13 protein-coding genes and 1 tRNA gene are annotated in these 16500 nt (G+C 70.2%); 9 read left to right on the forward strand and 5 right to left on the reverse strand.

Annotated features, from left to right (window positions below; translation table 11 throughout):
* The first annotated feature begins 939 nt into the window (after positions 1-939).
* The 3 genes from ACFE7W_RS19510 to ACFE7W_RS19520 are packed head-to-tail and all read left to right on the forward strand — an operon-like array spanning position 940 to position 3948.
* Positions 940-2400 (forward strand): type IV secretory system conjugative DNA transfer family protein, encoded by a 1461-nt coding sequence (locus tag ACFE7W_RS19510; protein WP_375426496.1) that lies wholly within the window; start codon positions 940-942, stop codon positions 2398-2400.
* The gene (locus ACFE7W_RS19515; RefSeq protein ID WP_375426497.1) at positions 2400-3035 is read left to right on the forward strand and encodes a hypothetical protein; all 636 of its coding nucleotides are present in this window, start codon (positions 2400-2402) and stop codon (positions 3033-3035) included. Before ACFE7W_RS19510 ends, ACFE7W_RS19515 begins: the two co-directional genes overlap by 1 nt.
* Positions 3036-3048: 13 nt before the next feature.
* A complete protein-coding gene (locus ACFE7W_RS19520) occupies positions 3049-3948 on the forward strand; it encodes a sigma-70 family RNA polymerase sigma factor (RefSeq protein WP_375426498.1) in 900 nt (299 codons plus the stop codon).
* Positions 3949-3971: 23 nt separating this feature from the next.
* Here the strand turns inward: ACFE7W_RS19520 and ACFE7W_RS19525 are convergent, their stop codons facing one another.
* The gene (locus ACFE7W_RS19525; RefSeq protein ID WP_375426499.1) at positions 3972-4610 is read right to left on the reverse strand and encodes a prepilin peptidase; all 639 of its coding nucleotides are present in this window, start codon (positions 4608-4610) and stop codon (positions 3972-3974) included.
* Positions 4611-4698: 88 nt separating this feature from the next.
* Complete coding sequence (gene mobF, locus ACFE7W_RS19530; RefSeq protein WP_375426500.1) at positions 4699-10329, reverse strand: MobF family relaxase; 5631 nt, start codon at positions 10327-10329, stop codon at positions 4699-4701.
* Positions 10330-10528: 199 nt separating this feature from the next.
* Here mobF and ACFE7W_RS19535 point away from each other — a divergent pair, with 199 nt between their 5' ends.
* Positions 10529-10840 (forward strand): hypothetical protein, encoded by a 312-nt coding sequence (locus tag ACFE7W_RS19535; RefSeq protein WP_375426501.1) that lies wholly within the window; start codon positions 10529-10531, stop codon positions 10838-10840.
* Positions 10841-10912: 72 nt separating this feature from the next.
* Here the strand turns inward: ACFE7W_RS19535 and ACFE7W_RS19540 are convergent, their stop codons facing one another.
* The gene (locus ACFE7W_RS19540) at positions 10913-11791 is read right to left on the reverse strand and encodes a hypothetical protein (RefSeq protein ID WP_375426502.1); all 879 of its coding nucleotides are present in this window, start codon (positions 11789-11791) and stop codon (positions 10913-10915) included.
* Positions 11792-11897: 106 nt separating this feature from the next.
* A complete protein-coding gene (locus ACFE7W_RS19545; RefSeq protein ID WP_375426503.1) occupies positions 11898-12452 on the reverse strand; it encodes a ParB N-terminal domain-containing protein in 555 nt (184 codons plus the stop codon).
* 201 nt (positions 12453-12653) lie between these two features.
* Between ACFE7W_RS19545 and ACFE7W_RS19550 the strand changes: the two genes are divergently transcribed.
* From ACFE7W_RS19550 to ACFE7W_RS19570, 5 genes are all read left to right on the forward strand, one after another.
* Complete coding sequence (locus ACFE7W_RS19550; protein ID WP_375426504.1) at positions 12654-13073, forward strand: hypothetical protein; 420 nt, start codon at positions 12654-12656, stop codon at positions 13071-13073.
* Positions 13070-14380: a hypothetical protein gene (locus tag ACFE7W_RS19555; RefSeq protein WP_375426505.1), complete on the forward strand. Its 1311-nt coding sequence runs from the start codon at positions 13070-13072 to the stop codon at positions 14378-14380. Before ACFE7W_RS19550 ends, ACFE7W_RS19555 begins: the two co-directional genes overlap by 4 nt.
* 172 nt (positions 14381-14552) lie before the next feature.
* Positions 14553-14996, forward strand: a complete 444-nt coding sequence (locus ACFE7W_RS19560; RefSeq protein WP_375426506.1) for a hypothetical protein — start codon at positions 14553-14555, stop codon at positions 14994-14996.
* Positions 14997-15031: 35 nt separating this feature from the next.
* Positions 15032-15223: a helix-turn-helix domain-containing protein gene (locus ACFE7W_RS19565; RefSeq protein WP_375426539.1), complete on the forward strand. Its 192-nt coding sequence runs from the start codon at positions 15032-15034 to the stop codon at positions 15221-15223.
* A 106-nt stretch (positions 15224-15329) separates the two neighbouring features.
* Positions 15330-16355: a tyrosine-type recombinase/integrase gene (locus ACFE7W_RS19570; protein ID WP_375426507.1), complete on the forward strand. Its 1026-nt coding sequence runs from the start codon at positions 15330-15332 to the stop codon at positions 16353-16355.
* Positions 16356-16407: 52 nt separating this feature from the next.
* Here ACFE7W_RS19570 and ACFE7W_RS19575 read toward each other — a convergent pair.
* Positions 16408-16480: transfer RNA gene (locus ACFE7W_RS19575), tRNA-Glu, on the reverse strand.
* Positions 16481-16500: the final 20 nt, after the last annotated feature.

The raw sequence follows: 16500 nt of genomic DNA on the forward strand, positions 1-16500 counted from the left end.
AGTGGCGGACCGTCGTGCGGAGCACGACCAGTGGCGGACCGTCGTGCGGAGCACGTTCAGTGGACGACCCTCCTGCGCAGCACGACCAGTGGAGGACGGGGTTGGCGGCTGCCATCGGTACACCTGACCGGCGGCCTCAGGGTGCGGCGGGTGAGCGGGGCCAGTCCGTATGACCCGCCCGCGATGTGTTCCGTAAGCGGGGCGTGCTGCGGAGCGCCGGCAGAGTCGCCTCCCCGGACGGCGAGGTAGCGGGGGAGTCGGACCGAGCAAGAGGGAAGAGACTCGCTGACCTCGCCGTCGAGCCTCCGGACGATATCTGGCTGAAGGGCGCTACCTATATTTCCGACCCACCTGCGTCCCCGGCCCAGCGCTGTTGGGAGCTCGTTTACGGCGGCGCCCTCGGAGCGGGCGTCCAGGAGAGCGTCAGCCAGGCTTGATCAGCACATACCGTCGTATGAATTCGGGGTCTGTTGTGCGCCGAGAGGCTGATGCGTATCCGCGGAGCTGGGAGCTGCCAGCCGTGTGTCTCGCGATGGTCGTCTGCGTCGCGGTAGTTGCTCTGCAGGGTGGCCGTTCGGTGGCGTTCGCAGTCGCTGGGAGAGGCTGGCTTTGGCCACCCTCGGATCAGTTGTTGTCCTCGGTGCCGCAGCTGCTCGCCGGTCAGACCACATCGGGTCTTGCCAGTGCGGTGGCACCGCTGGCTCCGTCTCTGGTTGCGGTGGCAATCGCTGCGACGGAACTGCTCGCGTTCAGCGGGCTTGGCGTCCTTGGTTGGCAGCTGCTGGTCCGCTTTGGGCCCAATGCGCTCAGGGGAGTCGCCTCGTCAGCGGAGGCCAATCGGCTGCTCGGGCCGTCGCGCCTGTCGCGAGTGCGGAAGGTAGTGCGCCCAGATCTCTGCGCGCGTCGTGTGCTGCAGGAACACAGTGGAGACGATGCCCGATGACTCGCCGGTGGGTAGCTGCGGAGGTGGGCTGGCGGCTCGGTCGGTCCCGTCAGCCGCGGGCGGGTGAGCTGTGGGTGCCGTTCGACCGGACGGCAGGGGTGTTCGGCCCGCAGGGTTCGGGTAAGACGTTGGATTTGCTCGTGCCGGCGCTGCTCGAGGCGCCCGGCCCGGCTCTGGTGACGTTGACGAAGGTCGATGATCTGTTGCTGAGCATCGAGCGGCGGTCGGAGCGGGGGCCGTGCGTCGTGCTCGACCCGTTCGGGTTGACCCCGGGGCTGCCGGAGCTGGTGTGGGATCCGGTCGCTGGGTGCGCGGACTCGATGGTCGCCGAGCGCCGGGCGAAGGCGTTCACGGCGGGGACGATCCGGGCTTCCGCGGCGGGCGGTCAGGCTGATGATGCGGCCCGCTTCTACGCGGCCGAGGCCGCGAAGGTGGTGCAGGCGTACTTCCACGCGGCAGCGCTGACCGGTCGCACTCTGGACCACGTGCTGCGCTGGGTGGCGCATCCCCGGTCCGCATCCGAGCCGGCGGAGATCCTCCGCGAGCATCAGGAGGCGGCGCCGTTCTGGCACGGGCTGTTGCACGGCGCTCTGCACGGCGATGACCGGACGGCCGGTAACACTGCGGCGACGGTGCAGCAATCGCTCGGGCTGTTCTTTCAGGCGGAGATCCGCCGCCGGTGCGTGCCGGGGCCTGGTCGGCCGGCCACCGACCTCCGCGACGTCTTGAAGCGGAACGGGACGGTATACCTGCTGGGCCGGGAGGACCCGTACGCCTCGGCGTCGCCGCTAATGACGGCCCTAGCCGAGCACGTGCTCGACACGGCGCTCCAGCTGGCGAACGAGTCGCCGTATGGGCGGTTGTGTCCGCCGCTGCTGGCGTGTCTGGACGAGCTTGCCTCGACCGCGCCGCTGCCGACGCTGCGGACGCGGATGGCGAACGAGCGGGCGCTCGGGTTGTCGTTCATCTACGCGGTGCAGACCTGGCGACAGCTGGCGGCGATCTTCGGTGAACAGGACGCGCGGGCACTGTTCGGGCTGACCAACGTGGCGATCATCTTCGGCGGCTCGAAGGATGCGTCGTTCAACCGGGAGCTGTCCGAACTGATCGGCACGGTCCGGGTGGCCAGGTCGAGCTGGCAGATGCGTGGTGGTGGCGGCCGGACGGTCAGCGGTGAGACGGTCCCGATCCTGCGTCCCGAGCAGATCCGTGAGCTCCCCGAACGCCAGGCGCTGGTGTTGGCCGAGAACGGCCGACCGATCATCGCCCAGCTCGACCGCTGCATCGAGGGACGCAAGGGCCGGCTCCTGCTCGCCTCGCAGCGGGCGGCGCGCCGTCGGCTCTCCGAGGCCCGCCACACCGCCGAAACCTCGGGTGAGGGCGACCCGCTGGCCGCGGCCCGACGGCTGGGCCTCACCCCCCATGACCGCAGTGGCGGCGACGACAGTTCGGACTGATGGCCGAGTCGCAGGACGGACATGCCCTGGTCCGTGCCTTTCCTCCGGTCGGGCCGCTGATGTGGGAGGCCTATGAGGACCTTCGCCATGTCGAGCAGTCGAACGACTTGGCGCTGACCCATCACCTCGGCTCGGTCGATGACCTACCCCGACCGTGGTTGCCCGCGACCTGTGCGTCCGTCGACCTCCGCGAGGAGGTCTGGGAGTGGCTCGACGCGGTGGTCGACTGGCTGAACACCGAGTTTGTCTGGCTCGGGGAGGACGAGATCCCCGCCTGCTGGCCGCTGCACCCGCACCTCGTCCATGAGCTCGGCGTGATCGCCGACCAACGCCGACGCGCCACCCTGACGCTGACCAGCGACCTCTTGGAGGAGTGGCACCGCTACTGCCTGCCCGCCTTCTTCGACCGGCTGCGGACGCGCACACGCGGCTCCTGCGAGACCGGCCACACCGGCCCGCCGGCGGCGGCACGTACAACCCGCTACCGCTCGGCGAGCGAGCACGCGCGCCGCGCGGGCTGGTACCGCGCAGACCTACTTGCGGCCACCAAGCGAACAGGGCGGCAACCGTCCGTGCCCCGCCTGGTCGTGTCCGACGGACTCGTGATCGACCCCCGCACCGGTGAGATCTCGTGACCCCCGATATCTCATGACTCTTGACGCCGAGCAGATGCGCGGGCTGTGCCGGCGCCGCGACGCCGGTGTGGTCGCGGCCGCCGCCTCGACCGACGAGCTGGCGGCACGTCTGATGGCCGGCGTGTCCCCGCTGGAGCGTCAGGCACTCGTCGAGGACGGCCGGGCCGCTCGGCAGGAGATGATCGAGGGGAATCTCGGTTTGGTCCGCTTCGCCGTCGCCCGGTTCGTCCCCGCGGCTGGACTCGACCGTGAGGACTACTTCCAGGAGGGTGTGCTCGGTCTGACAGCCGCTGTTGACCGCTACGACCCGACCAAGTCTCCCTACTTCAGCTCGTTCGCGTTGCCGCACATCCGGGGGGCGGTGAGCAGTCTGGTCAGCACCCGCGGCGGCGATCTGCGGCCTTCCCAGGGCCGCAATGCAGGGCGGGTCGAACGCGAGGTCGCCCGTCGGGAGGCACTGGGGCTACCCATCAGTACAGCGGAGATCGCCGGCTCACTGCAGATGGAGGAACGCGTAGTAGTCGCGAGCTTCTCCTACCGCCGGCCAGCCCCCCTCATGGTGGCGGACGGGCGTCCGGACTTCCCCGATCGGCCTACCTCAGGTGTTGGCGATCACGCGGAACTGCCGTCCGCGGCAGGGATGTTGTTTATGCTGCCGCCGCACGAGCGGCGCGTACTGGAGTCGGTTCACGGCGACGCCGCCGTCGGTCGAACGATGATCGACATCGCCGCCGAGCTCGGCCTCAGCACCCGGCAGCTCCGCGGGGTGCTTGACTCCGGCCATCGTCATCTGCGAGCGCTGATGGGCAAAGTTGATCCTGATGTCGGCCCACTTGACCAGCGGCATGGGCGGCCGCGTCAACCCCGCGAGCCCGCGCGGCCGGCACGTAGCGTCCCAACTCCCGGACTGTGACGCTGAGGGCAAGGACGTTCTCCTCAGAATTTGACGGCGACGCCGACGGCGATCACCGCAGCGAGCGCGAGGCACGGTCCGAGGGCAATGTCGCGCCGATGTGTGGCTGCCATCCCGAGTGCGATCAGGCAGCCCAGCAGGGTCAGCCCCGCCACTGTCGGCCAACCGGCCGTGGCTGCTGAGGCTGCGGCGAGGGCGGCGATCAGTTTGACGTCTCCAAGTCCGAGGCCGTCTCGGCTGGCCAGGTGCAGTAGGAAGAAGATCATGGCGCTGGCGGCCGCGGCCACGACACCTTCCACCAACGGTCGCGTCCGGTCGGTGACCGCCGCTTCGGCAACGAGGAAGGCGGCCGTCCACAGCCCGGCCCCAGCGAGGCCGAGGTTGGGTAATCGTCTGACGTCCAGGTCGACCGCGGACACCCAAGTCAGTACGACGCTCAGTGGCAACCACAGCAGCACTGCCCGCCAGGAGGTCCACGAGAGCGTGAAGGTCAACCAAGCCCAGGTGGCCGGAACCAGTGGCAGTACCCACCGGTGCCGTGGGCGGCTGTCGAGCTCGTCGATGTCATCGTAGGGCCGCCGATAGTCGAGCGTCCGAAGCCGCAACCAAAGCAGTAGCCCGACCAGCGCGCCGATGAGCGCGGCAACGAGGGTGATGATCATGCGCGGGCCTCTGGATACATCGGGCAGCGTGCGCAGCTTCGGGTGTACAGCACTGTGTCAGAACCTGCGGGTGTGACGGCCGTCGCGGTCACCGGTGCGGCCCGGGCGTCGTGGCGGCTGGTGTTCGCGCGGGCTCGACTCGGTCCTGGCGGCTTGAGGGGGCGCGGGGCTGGGTGCTGTGCGCCGACGCGGCGGTCCCAGGCCCCGGAGCAGCGGTGAGCCGGGTGGTCGCGAGCCCGAGGGCGGCCGCTTGCCGGGGGTTGTCGTTCCAGGCGCCGACATGACGCAGCAAGGAAGCGCGGACTGCGTCCTCCGGAAGTCCGAGAGCGTCGGCGACAGCTGCCGTGTCGGCCAACCAGGTCGCGCGAGGTCTGGCGGCCATGATTGAAACGACGTCCTCAAGCTCTTGGCCGCGGGGCTCGCCGGCGAGGCGCGTCTCGATCATGGCTCGGGCCTGCTGGCGGGTGTTGTCGAGGACGGCTCGTAGCTGATCGGGGCCGTGTCCGGCGAGGACGGCGGCCGGGTCGGTGCCAGCAGGCAAGATCGCGCGAGAGGGGTCGACGCCGTGGACGGCGAGCCGCCAGAAGTCGCGCTCCGCGGCACGGTCTCCGGCCTGGTCGGCGTCGGTGGCGAGGATGACCGGCCGTCCCGCGAGGAGCGCGGCCTGCTGGTCGGTGAGGGCGGTGCCGAGAGGTGCGAGGCCGATGTAGCGGCCGCCGGTGCCGAGGCTGACGGCGATGGCATCGAGAGGTCCTTCGACGATCACCGGGAGCGCATCGGCGCCGGGGTCGCCGTAGAGCTGGTCGCCTTTGTGGAACAGCGGGGTCTCGGACGTGTTCAGGTACTTCGGGCCGCCGGTCCGGTTGTTCCGGTCGCTTGGGAGGTCGAGGTCGTGGCGGGGGTGGCGGCGTCCGACGAAGCCGAGGATCTCTGCGTCGTGGGTGATTGGAAGCATCAGCCGGTCGCGGAAGGTGTCGATCAGGCCTCCGGTGGACGCGGTCCGGGCGACGCCGGCCGTGAGCATCTCCTGGTCGGTTACGCCGAGCCGGCGCAGGTGCTGGACCAGGCCGGTCCAACTGTCTGGGGCGTAGCCGGGGAGCACGACGGGGTGGTCGGTGAGGTCGACGTTGAGCCGGTCGATCAGGTAGTCCTGTGCCCAGCTGCCCGGGAAGGCGCGGGTGAAGAAGGCCTGGGTCAGCTGGTTGATCTGGACCATCCGATGGCGCGAGACCGGGCTGTCGCGCCAGGCGTCGGCCCGGTCGAACATCCACCGCACCTCGTCGTCGCCGAGATAGGGCGGTCCGAGGCTGTCGCGGACCATCCCGGCGACGTGGAGCTGCGCCTCGACACCTGCGCCGAAGTAGCCATCTGTTGCCGCGTCGACGGCTTCGCCGGCTTCCTTGCTGTTTGCTGGGACGTCAGCGGCGATCTGGTCCCACAGCTCGGCGGTCGAGATGTCCGCTGTCGCCGGGGTGCCGGGTGCGTCGGGTGTCCACCCGTGGTGGAGGTCGTGGGGGGCGGGGTTCTCCGCAGGTGCGGTCTCGGCGTCGGCCGGGGGTTCGGTGGTGGCGCCGATCATGCAGACCAGAGCAAGGCAGGCGTCCATCGTGGGGTGCTCGGCAGCAGGGACCACCAGTTGGTCGAGCGGCCAGCCGCGGTCGAGGGCGTCACGGATCCGCTCGACGAGCAGCGGCCAGTACGGGCTGTCGCCGAGCTCGCGGGCCCGCGTCTCGCCGACCAGCGGCTGCAGCCGATCGAGCCACCCTTGGCCATCGATGGCTCGCTCGCCGGCTGGCGGCTGGCCGCCGTATCGCCGGTGCAGGTCGGCGGTGATACGCCACCAGACCGCAGCTGCGGCGTGGTCGTCCGGTAGCGGCCGCCTGCCATTCCCTCCGTGTGTCTGCGGGAAGAGGTTGCTGCCGGGGCCGCCGATGGCTTCTCGCAGGAGGTTGGCGGCGGGCAGCCCGGCCCGTGAGATTGCCGCGAGCTGGTCGGCGAGCTGGGGCGTGAACGGGTCGTTCGCGAGCGCCGGGTGCAGCTCGGTCAGGAGCGGGGCCCATTCCTGGAGTGCCGGCCGCCGATCGAGGCGCAGTCGTTGGTCGACCTGCCGCTTCCAGGCCGCGGCGGCAGAGGTGCGGGCCGCGACCCCGGTGGGTCTAAGGTCGTCAGGGTCGGTCTGGGTGGCGGCCCGCCAGATCTCGACATCGGCGAGGAGCTGACCGTCAAGACGGCGGGCACCGGCCAGCGACCAGCCCGGCGGGACCGCGGCACTTGCGGTCTGAGTCCGCAGCTCGTCGGCACACCCGGTGATCAGCTCGGCGCGGGCGGTCAGCCAGGGCCCGAAGGTCGGGTCGGCGGCAATGCGGTTGGGGATGGGCGGGAGCCAGGGCAGCGGGGCGGGCGCAGCGGCGGATGTGGTCCCTAGGCGGGTGTCGTCGAGCCGGAACACGAGCACGGCGGCGCGGTCACGGGCGCTACCGAGGTCCTCGCGGCGGACAGCTGTCGTGAGGGCGTCGATCGGATCGACGTCCTGGGCCGCCAGCAGGAGCAGGTGGGAGCGCAGAGCGGGCCAGGCCGGCTCGTCGGACACGCCGGGCAGGAGCCGGTCGGCATGCTGGTCGATCGCGCGGGCGAGGTCGGGTCCGGCGAGCTGTTCGGCGGCGACGCTGAGTCCGTCCAGGTAGCGCTGGGTGGCGTCGCCGAGCAGCAGCCGTGGATCTTGTTGTTCTTGGGCCAGGGTGGTGGCGGAGCGGGCGGTGTCGTCGCGGGCCAGGATGCGTTCAAGTAGGTCGGTCGGTGTCGGCGGGTGGGTGCCGTCGGGGTGGATGAGGGTGCCGGGGGAGCCGTCGCTCACGGTCTGCAGCCACAGGTGGTTGGCGTGTCGTCCGCGGGTCAGCATCGTGTAGAGCTGCTGGCGGCTCTCCTCTCCGGTCGCTACGCCGTGCATCGTGTCGACCGACACCCCTTGGGCGGAGTGGATGGTGCAGGCGTAGCCGAGCTCAACCGAGTCAGCCACGTAGCTGCGGGGCAGGGTGAGGATCCGGCGGCTGGTCTGGTGCTGCACGCGGAGGCTGCCGTCCCCCCGGACGTCACGCACCGTCCACCGGTCGCCGTTCTTGACCCAGTCCGTGCGCGAGGTCCGCAGCCGCCGGTCGTTCCTGCGGGTGATGATGATGTCGCCCGCTGAGGCGCGGTTCCCGCCAGCCAACCGGGCTTCCCTGCGCTGACTCGGCGTGTTCCGTCCACCAGTGGTCTGCCCGGGGCTGGTGGGGTTGTCGGCGAGGCGTTGGGCTCGGGCGCGGCGGTTCAGGTCGGCGACGACCGCGCGGGTGGGGGCGATCATCAGCGAGTCGCGTCCCTGCCGGCGGTCGGCGTCCCAGGCGGTGAACGCCTGCTCGGTGATGGTGGTGAGGTCGCCGACGTGGACGCGTCGGTGGTCGAGGTAGAAGCCGAGCGCGGAGGGTTGCCCGGCGCGGAGCGCGAGGGTGGCGGCGGACTCGGCCGGGTCGGCGAACCGCATCAGCTCGGTCAGCTGGACGGTGTGACTGTGCTGGCGGAGATCGCGGAGGATGCCGCCGGCGCCGATCGCGGCGAGCTGCTGGTCGTCCCCGACCAGCCGGATCGACGCTCCGCGGTCGGCGGCCCAGGTGCTGACGGTGGCGAGGGATCGGGTGTCGGCCATCCCGGCCTCGTCGATGATCAGCAGGTGCCGGCCCCCGATTTCGGCAGCCCAGGGCGGCAGGTCGCCGTGGCGGATGGACCAGGCGAGCTTGGCGAGCGTGTCGGTGGTCGTGCCGGTCTGCTCACGCAGCTGCGCTGCGGCCGACGCTGATGGGGCGAGCCCGACCACCGTGCCACCGCCGCCGGTCCAGGCCCGGGTCAGGGCGTGCATGGCGGTGGTCTTGCCGGCGCCCGCCGGTGCGATGGCCAGCTGCAGCCGGCGGCCGCTGGTGGCAAGTGCCAGGACGAGCGCCTCCTGACCCGGGGTCAGCGGGGTGGCCGATCCCGCCATTTCGTCGACTGTCGCCTGCGCGATGTGGGTCGGGAGGCGGCGGCCGTCGGTGCGTTCGGCGAGGTCGAGGACGGCCTGTTCGGCGGCCATCACGGTGGCGGAGGTGAACAGCTCGGCGCCGTGGACGGTGTAGACGCTGGCGCCGTCGGAGCGCCGCAGCAGCGTCGGTTCGTTGACCGGGTCGACGCGGGCGAGCGACACCGACCGGTCCTTCGCCAGCCGGACGAGGTGGTCGACGGCGGCCGGGGTCTTGTCGAGGGTGACATCGGCGAGGCGGATGCGTCGCTGCGCCTCGGCCCGCAGGTGGGTGTCCTGCCAGGTCGCGCCGCGCTGCTCCATCACGCCCACCATCTGATCGGCGGTGTGGTCGAACCAGCCGGCGTCGGCTCTGGAGAGTGGCGTCTGGTCGCGGTGGAAGACGCCGGTGATCATCTGCTGCAGCCGGTGGTCATCACCGAGGTTATCGCCGAGGGTCTCGGTCGCCTGGCGGTGCCAGACCGTCCGCTGCTCGGCCAGCGTCCGCGGTTCGTGCTTGGTGTCGCGGGTCTCCAGGGTGGCCTGCTGAGCGAGCTTGATCGACTCCACCGGCGACGGTGGCCGGCCGTGCCGGGCCTGGAAGTCGGTCACCAGCCGCTCGCGGCGGGCCTCGATGTCGGCGCGGCGGGTCGACCAGCGCTCGTTCAGCCGCTGGCTGACGCCGACGATCTCGCGGACCGGCCGACTACGCGGGTCAGCGGCCGGGCGGTCGTAGAACTGCAGCCCGAGCGCCTCAAGGGACTTCACCAGCGCGGTGTTGTAGGTCTCCGAGGCGGCGACGGCGCCCTTGTAGAGCACGCGGCCATCCACCGCCAGCCACTTACCGCTGTCGGTCGTGCGGACCTTGTTCGCGATAGCCACATGGGTGTGCAGGTCCGGGTCGCCGGCTCGGGTGTCGCGGTGGGTGAACGCCGCGGCGACCAGACCGTCGACCTCGACCTGCCGGACGCCGCGGGCACCTTCGCGGCTGAACAGCAGCTCCGCTTCGATAAAGCGCAGTGCGGTCTGGACAGCCTGCTGGTGGGCCCGTTCGATCCGGGCGGCCAGACGGGGCTCGGCGACCGCCCACAGCGTGCTGACGCTCTTCGGCGGGGAGAACGTCAGATCGAACCCGGCGACCGCAGTGGTCCGCGGCCGCGAGTGACGGGCGATGCCGGCGCTGAGTTCGCGCGCATCGGCGGGTGGGCGGCCGTGCTCGGCGGTGAAGAAGTCTGTAGCGACCTCGGTACGGATCCGGGCCCGGTCGTCGACCGAAACCGTGGCGTCCCGGGGGAGCCCGCGGGTGCGGTTGAGCGCACCGAGCCGGCGGGCCACCTGGATCCGGAAGTCCGACACCTCCCGGTCGCTGACCGAGAACGGCGCACCCAGGCGCAGGGCGGCTCGGGCTTCGCGGTCGGTCGCGTCGGCCGGGAGTGCGGCGAGGTTGTCCGCGCCGACGGGGGACAGCCCGGCGCCGAACAGGGCCTGCATCTGCTCGGCCGTCACGGTCGAGCCGGCGAAGTCGTCACGGATGCCGGCGCAGCCGGCACCGATCCACACCCCCGGGATTTCGCCGCGTTCGGAGTAGTACGACGCCAAGCCGAGATGGCCCTTCTCGGTGACGTCCTGCACCGCGACCTGCCGGGTCAGGTAGTCATAGCCCGACCCCGCCGTCAGCTTGTGCAGCGACATCGTCACAACCAGACCAACCCGCCACGGCGGTGCTCCTGGACGAGCCGACCGCCGACCCCGACCCGGAGTGCAAGAGGTGTGTGCTGCTCGGGTCGGTCGGGACGGCCGGGGGGAGCGCAGGTGACAGCCGGGACGCTCAGGTGTCCGGGAGCTGCGGGTGTCGTGCTTGCTGGGCCGTCGTCGGATGAGGAGGTGCTCGGTGGGGCGTGCGGAGAATCGGGTCGCGGCGAGGCGGGCGGTGCACGAGGCGCAGCTGGAACGGCGCCGCGAACAGGCGACCCGGGACAAGGAGCTGCAGGCGCTGGCGGTCGAGGTCCAGGTGACCCTCGTAGACGGGCGGGCGAGGCTGCGCGATGCTGAGATCGCGGCCGGCGTCACCCTCAACCGGATGATCACCGAACTCGGGCAGTCGACCACGTCGGTGGTCGACTGGTGCTGCGGCGCCGTCACCGCCCGAGAAGTCGCTCGGCTGCGGAGGCTTGCAGCCGAGACGGCGGCCGCAGAAGTGTGAGCACTGGTCAGGACGCAGGAACGGCGCCCCACCGGAGGTGGGACGCCGTCGCCTTTCGGCTGGCCGCCTGGGTTAGGCGGTGTCGACCTCACTCGTCTCCGCCGGAGCGTCCGCCGTTGCGGACGAATCCTCGGCGGTGACCATCAGGTCCTCGACCGCGCTCGGCTGGTCCCCCCAGCCGGTGATCGCGGTAAGGACGCGGGCGTCCCACGGGTTGTGTCGGCGCCACGACTCGCGGGACAGGCCTTCCTCCCAGGCGGCGAGGACAGCGGCGAGCGCCAACATGACATGACATTTCGGTGTGCGGACCTCGCGCAGGTAGCCGGGCAGCCCGTCGGGGGCCTGCCAGGTCTGTGGCTCGAGACCGAGCCAGCCGCGCAGCAGCCGGTGGTGGCCGGTCATCGCGCGGCTGAGGTTGTCCTCGGCCAGCAGGACGGCTGCGGTGATCAACTCCTCCGCCCTCTCGGGCGGGGTCTTACGGGTGCAGAACGTCGCGAGCCAGTCGCGGCGGACGGTCTCGGCACTGTCCCACTCCTTGTTGTTCGCGATCACCGCGCGCCGCTCGGCGCGCTTCGCCTCGCGCTCAGCCTCCGCGTCCGCGTCGGTCGAGGCTGCCAGGACCGGCCCTCCGGTGCCGCGGTGCTGTTGGCGCCACTGCAAGGACGGGACGAGGCCGGCCGCTTCAGGATCGAGCACAACCCACTCGCTGACCACCCGCAGCCGTCCGGAAACCCCGGGCTCAGCGGACCCGTCCGGGCCGCTTGGATCGTCCTGCTCGGTTCCGGGCTCGGGCTCCGCCTCGGACTCGGCCCACTCGACGCCGACGACCATGACCGCGGTCGGAAGGGCGGCCAGTTCTGACTCGGGCACGGGCTGGCCCGTGTCGGCGCGCACCAGGCCGTCGAGGCGGTGCCGCCACAGCGACACCGGCACCTCCGCCGGTTCGAGCACCGGCACACCTTCGCTCCGGAGCCGGTTGATCTCGGTCCGGATCAGGGTGCGCTCCTCGCTGTTGTCGCGGAGCCGCTGCGCGACGTGGACGAGCGGCTGCCCCTCCTCAACGGCGCGCTCCAGCGTCGCGGTGGCGTCCGGGTCCGCTTCGAACTCGGCGAACAGGAGTGCGTCCGGCAGGGACAGCCCGTGCTGGAGTCGTTCCCCGGGCGTGGGGCGCCCTGGTCACGGTGAGGGCGGCGTCGACGTGGCTGCGGGGGATCGCGACCTGCTTGGTGATCTGCGTGGCACTGACGCCGAGGAGGGCGAGCTGCTCGACCGCACCGAATACGTCGGTGTCGACCATCGGCTCGCGGTGCACGTTCTCGCCGAGCTGGTCGGTGATCCGGTCGACCTCGCCGGGGGTGTCGACGACGCGCACGGGAACGGTTACGGTCGGGGTGCCGACCTGGGCGGCGACGATCGCCCGCCGCTGTCCGCGGAGGACGACGAGCCGGTTGTCGGGGTCGCGGTGGCAGGTGATCGCCTCCAACACACCGCGCGCCTTGATCGACGCGGCGAACTGCTTCGCGTCGGCGTGGGAGTCGGTGCAGGTGGCGGTGCGGATGTTGGCGCCGATGATCAGATCGCCGGGTTCGACCTGGAGCAGATGCTCGAGCATTGGATGGTTCCTCTCCGTAGGGCAGCGGCGAGTCCCCTCACTCAAGGAATGGGCCGTTTCCGTCCCCAGGAACCGTTATCCACAGGCGGGGTCTCGGCTGTCCAGGAACGGCCGGCAAGCGCCGGAGCGTCCGGTCCTGTCCAGGACGTTGCTCCGGCCGGCCTGATCGGATCGACGACCACCCGATCCGGAGGTTGACCGATGGACACCCCGCAGCCCCCCGTGGAACCGCCGATCCCTGAACTCGACGACGCCCAAGCCGGCCTGCTGCGGGTTGCGCAGTCGCTCTACGCCGCCGCCGGGACAGCGGAGCAGATCAACGTCAACCACGCCGTCGACGACCAGCTGATCGAGTTCGAGGTGAAGACCGTGCTGTGGGAGGCGCTGTCGCTGCTGCCGCCTGGGCTCCGGTTGGACAGCGGGGAGCGGAGCGACCATCACACCGGCGACCGACGAGATGATCTTCGGTCGACGCTCCGCGCAGCGGCCCAGGAGCTCCGCCGCGGCCCCCTGACGAGCTTCCCCGCCGGGACCTCGACCCTGCTCAGCGACCTGACGGCGCTGATCGCACGCATCGACGCCTCGCCGCCCAGCCAGACCAGCGGACGGTCGCCACGGTGAGCACGCCGGCCCCACTGCTGGCGCGCACCGACCAGCTCGCTCGCGACCTCCTCGCCGACCCTGATCTCTCCGTCGGCGCCGGCCCCTACCGAAACTGGCAGGACATGATCAACCACGCCGCCCAGGCTTGGCGCGCTGCCACTTCTTCCTTGCGTACCTCCGCAAGCCGGGACCCGTTCCTGGGGATCCAGTCCATGATCAACAATGTTGGACAGCCGGGCCCATCACGTTTCGACAGCACCGACCCGCGGGTGACGGCGCTGACCCTCCAGTTCGACCGGCTGACCTCGCACTACCGGTCCGACCCTGCCCAATCAGGCGCCGCAGCAACGACAGGCGATCAACGGGGGCAGGGGTCGATGCTGCATGCCGGCTACCTGGTCACCCACGCCGCCGGTCTCGCTCTGCGGCGGGAGCTCGCCGCCACCAAGGACCCCGACCTTCTCGCAGAGATCGGACGAGCCTGCGAGACTGTCGGCATCGCTGAGCAGGTCCTCGACGTCCACCTGCACTGGAAGCCACCCCACTCGGTCGCCGGTCAACGACTCGACATGGCCCTCGCCCGATGGACGGCGACTGCCCACCAGGTCTTGTCCGAGCAGCCACCCGAGCCAAAGGACAACTACATCATCAGCGACGTCCAGCACGGCCTCCTCGCCCACACCGCTGCATTGCTGCAGAGTGCGGCTCGGTCCGGCCCTGCTGGAAATGACAAGCTGGCCGAGCAGCGCGAAAGAGTGCTTCCTGCGCTCGTCCGATCGGCCGAACACTGGCGGCAGGTCCGCCAAGCCTGGGCCGGACTCGCCGCACCGAGGACGGGGATCTCCCGCGAGCTCGCGGATGCGTCTCGTTCACTCAACCAGGCGCTCCGCGACCCGGAGCTCGACCGCGGCAACGCCGGCCACTTGATCGGCGGCAGCCTGGGCGCCGCTGTCAACATTGCGCGCGGCCTGGCCGACGCTTTCGACTCGGACCGGCTCCGCGCCCCCACCGACGTCGTCGTCAGGCTCACCCAGGGCGCACTTGAGAGGCTCCTCGATACCAACCCATTCCAGGTCTGGGTGGGCATGACCCGGCTCGAGGGCCGCGCGCCCATCACCCTTCCGGTCCCGCTCCGGGAAGACCTCACCCGGACTGGGCTCCGTAACGTCGATGCAGCTCAGCTACTCCGATCCGCTGCTCACGTCCTACTCGACACCAGCAGCCACATCTCTCCCACCGTCTGTCGTGTCCGCAGCCCCGGCGTTCAGGCCGTTGATCGCGCGGTCCCTCACCGGGCACGCGACACAGTCGGGCCTCGACGCTGAAGTGGAACACGAGACCAGGAACCCGGCTCAGTTGTCTTGCTTTCGTAGACGCCCGCTACCCAACGAAGGACGCTCCATGAGGGACACCCAACACCGGCACGTACCTCCTGCGGCCGCCGTCCACGCCAGCCTCCGGGCTTATGCCCGTGGATCCTACGGTGACGAGGCTGGCGTGGAGCTGCTCATCCGCTCCTTCGGCGGACGCTTCGCCTTGCCCGGCTCACCCTGGTTAGCGGCCCGGGGGAGGCCGGACGAGTACTGGCTCGACGCCGAGGCCATCAACCCGGCGACGGGCCAGCTCTCCGGCGGCGAGCAGCGCGTCCTGGCCGTCGTCGCTGCCCTGTCCGGCAACCAGCCACTCGGCCGGAACCTCGCCGAAGTGATGAGCGGCGTCGACCGCGGCAACCAGACCCTCATCCTCGCTGCACTCAGTCACGCCGGCGGATCCCACCAGCACAGCGACTACCAGCGGCAGACCGACGGCACGTATGCGGTCGCCATAGCTGGCTCACTCTTCCCTTGGCCGGTGCCTGAGAAAAGTCCGTCGCAGGATCGGCTGCCGATCGGAGCCACAAAGGCTGAGGCGAAGCGCATGACCCGTCCGAAGACGAGTTGATCATGCCACTGACTGATCTGGAGAAGTTGATGACGATGGCTGATCTGTCGGACATGCTCGGGGTGCCGGTACCCACTCTGTACGGGTGGCGGCATCGTGGCGAGGGCCCGACGGGCTACCGGGTCGGGCGCCATGTTCGCTACCGGCGCTCGGAGGTGGAGCGGTGGCTTACATCCCGAGCTGACACCTTCGGTCACCCTCGCGGCTCTCGGCATGGCCTGGGTTGAGCGCAGGACTGTAGGCCCCCGCGAGGGTGGTCGGACGACAGTTCGCTACGACGTTCGGTACCGGGATCGGGCCGGGCGCAAGCACGTTGAGACATTCCGCCGACGGGTGGACGCTGATCGACGCCGTGCGGAGGTCGAAGCCGAGCTCTCCAACGGGTCTTGGCTCGATCCACGTCGTGGCGAGATGAAACTGGAGGAGTGGGCGGTCGCGTGGGTCGAGACCCGGCATGACCTGCGGGCAACGACCTGGGCGCGATTGCGGGTGTCGATGGACCGTCAGGTTCTCCCACGGTTCGGTTCGACAGCCCTGGCAGCAATATCAAATGCCGACGTGCGTTCGTGGGTGGCGGAGATGATCGCCGCGGGCTTGTCGGCCGCCACCGTGCGAAAGGCTGTGTTCGCTCTGCGGCAGTGTTTGAGTGCTGCTGTCGCTGACCGCAGGTTGATGCTCAATCCGGCTTCGGCTGTCCCGTTGCCGTCCGAGTCAGCAACGTCGCCGCTCTTCTTGTCCCAGGCCGAGCTCGAGCGCTTGGTCGAGAAGATGCCTGAGCGCTATCGGGCGCTGGTCCTCGTTGGTGCATACGCGGGACTCCGCTGGGGTGAGGCGGTCGGCTTGACCCGACGGAACGTGGACGTGTTTCGGTCACGGATCATCGTTGAGAGCACTGCTGTCGAGGTGGCGGGCAAGGTCATGCTCGGCCAAGCGCCGAAGACCAAGCGGTCGCGGCGGACGATCCCGGTGGCGCGGTCAGTGATGCGCCGGATCGACGAACATCTGACTGCTTTCGTCGACGTTGGTCCCGGCTCGCTGCTCTTCACCGCGTCCAAGGGTGGGCCGCTGTTCCGAGGAACGTTCGGGCGGCACGTATGGCATCCTGCCGTCGCCGCCGCGGGTCTGGACGGATTCACCTTCCACGGACTACGGCACAGCTTCGTCGCGATCCTGGTGGCCGCCGGCTGCAACGTCCGGGAGGTCTCGGAGTGGGCCGGCCACAACAGTGTGGCGTTCACGCTCACCCGCTACGGAGGCCTTTTCGAGGACGGGTCGGCCGAGGCTGTTGACCGCCTGGACGCTCTGCTTGGTTTTCCCACTGCCCCATCAGCGCCCCATGGGGGCTCGCCCGATACCTGACCGGCTCAAGCCGAACGAATTATTACTCCTGGTCAGAGGCTTTTTGGACGAGTATCCCCAACGGGATTCGAACCCGCGCTGCCGCCTTGAAAGGGCGGTGTCCTAGGCCGCTAGACGATGGGGACCTGGTGCAGCGCGACTATAC

The sequence above is a fragment of the uncultured Friedmanniella sp. genome, from assembly GCF_964244285.1.
In the GTDB taxonomy this organism is placed as follows: domain Bacteria; phylum Actinomycetota; class Actinomycetes; order Propionibacteriales; family Propionibacteriaceae; genus Microlunatus.

What these genes read in the sequence shown, in the direction of transcription:
- ACFE7W_RS19510 (WP_375426496.1), top strand. Translation starts at nt 940, where the DNA reads ATGACTCGCCGGTGGGTAGCTGCGGAGGTGGGCTGGCGGCTCGGTCGG.
- ACFE7W_RS19515 (WP_375426497.1), top strand. Translation starts at nt 2,400, where the DNA reads ATGGCCGAGTCGCAGGACGGACATGCCCTGGTCCGTGCCTTTCCTCCG.
- ACFE7W_RS19520 (WP_375426498.1), top strand. Translation starts at nt 3,049, where the DNA reads ATGACTCTTGACGCCGAGCAGATGCGCGGGCTGTGCCGGCGCCGCGAC.
- ACFE7W_RS19525 (WP_375426499.1), bottom strand. Translation starts at nt 4,610, where the DNA reads ATGATCATCACCCTCGTTGCCGCGCTCATCGGCGCGCTGGTCGGGCTA.
- mobF (WP_375426500.1), bottom strand. Translation starts at nt 10,329, where the DNA reads ATGTCGCTGCACAAGCTGACGGCGGGGTCGGGCTATGACTACCTGACC.
- ACFE7W_RS19545 (WP_375426503.1), bottom strand. Translation starts at nt 12,452, where the DNA reads ATGCTCGAGCATCTGCTCCAGGTCGAACCCGGCGATCTGATCATCGGC.
- ACFE7W_RS19550 (WP_375426504.1), top strand. Translation starts at nt 12,654, where the DNA reads ATGGACACCCCGCAGCCCCCCGTGGAACCGCCGATCCCTGAACTCGAC.
- ACFE7W_RS19565 (WP_375426539.1), top strand. Translation starts at nt 15,032, where the DNA reads ATGGCTGATCTGTCGGACATGCTCGGGGTGCCGGTACCCACTCTGTAC.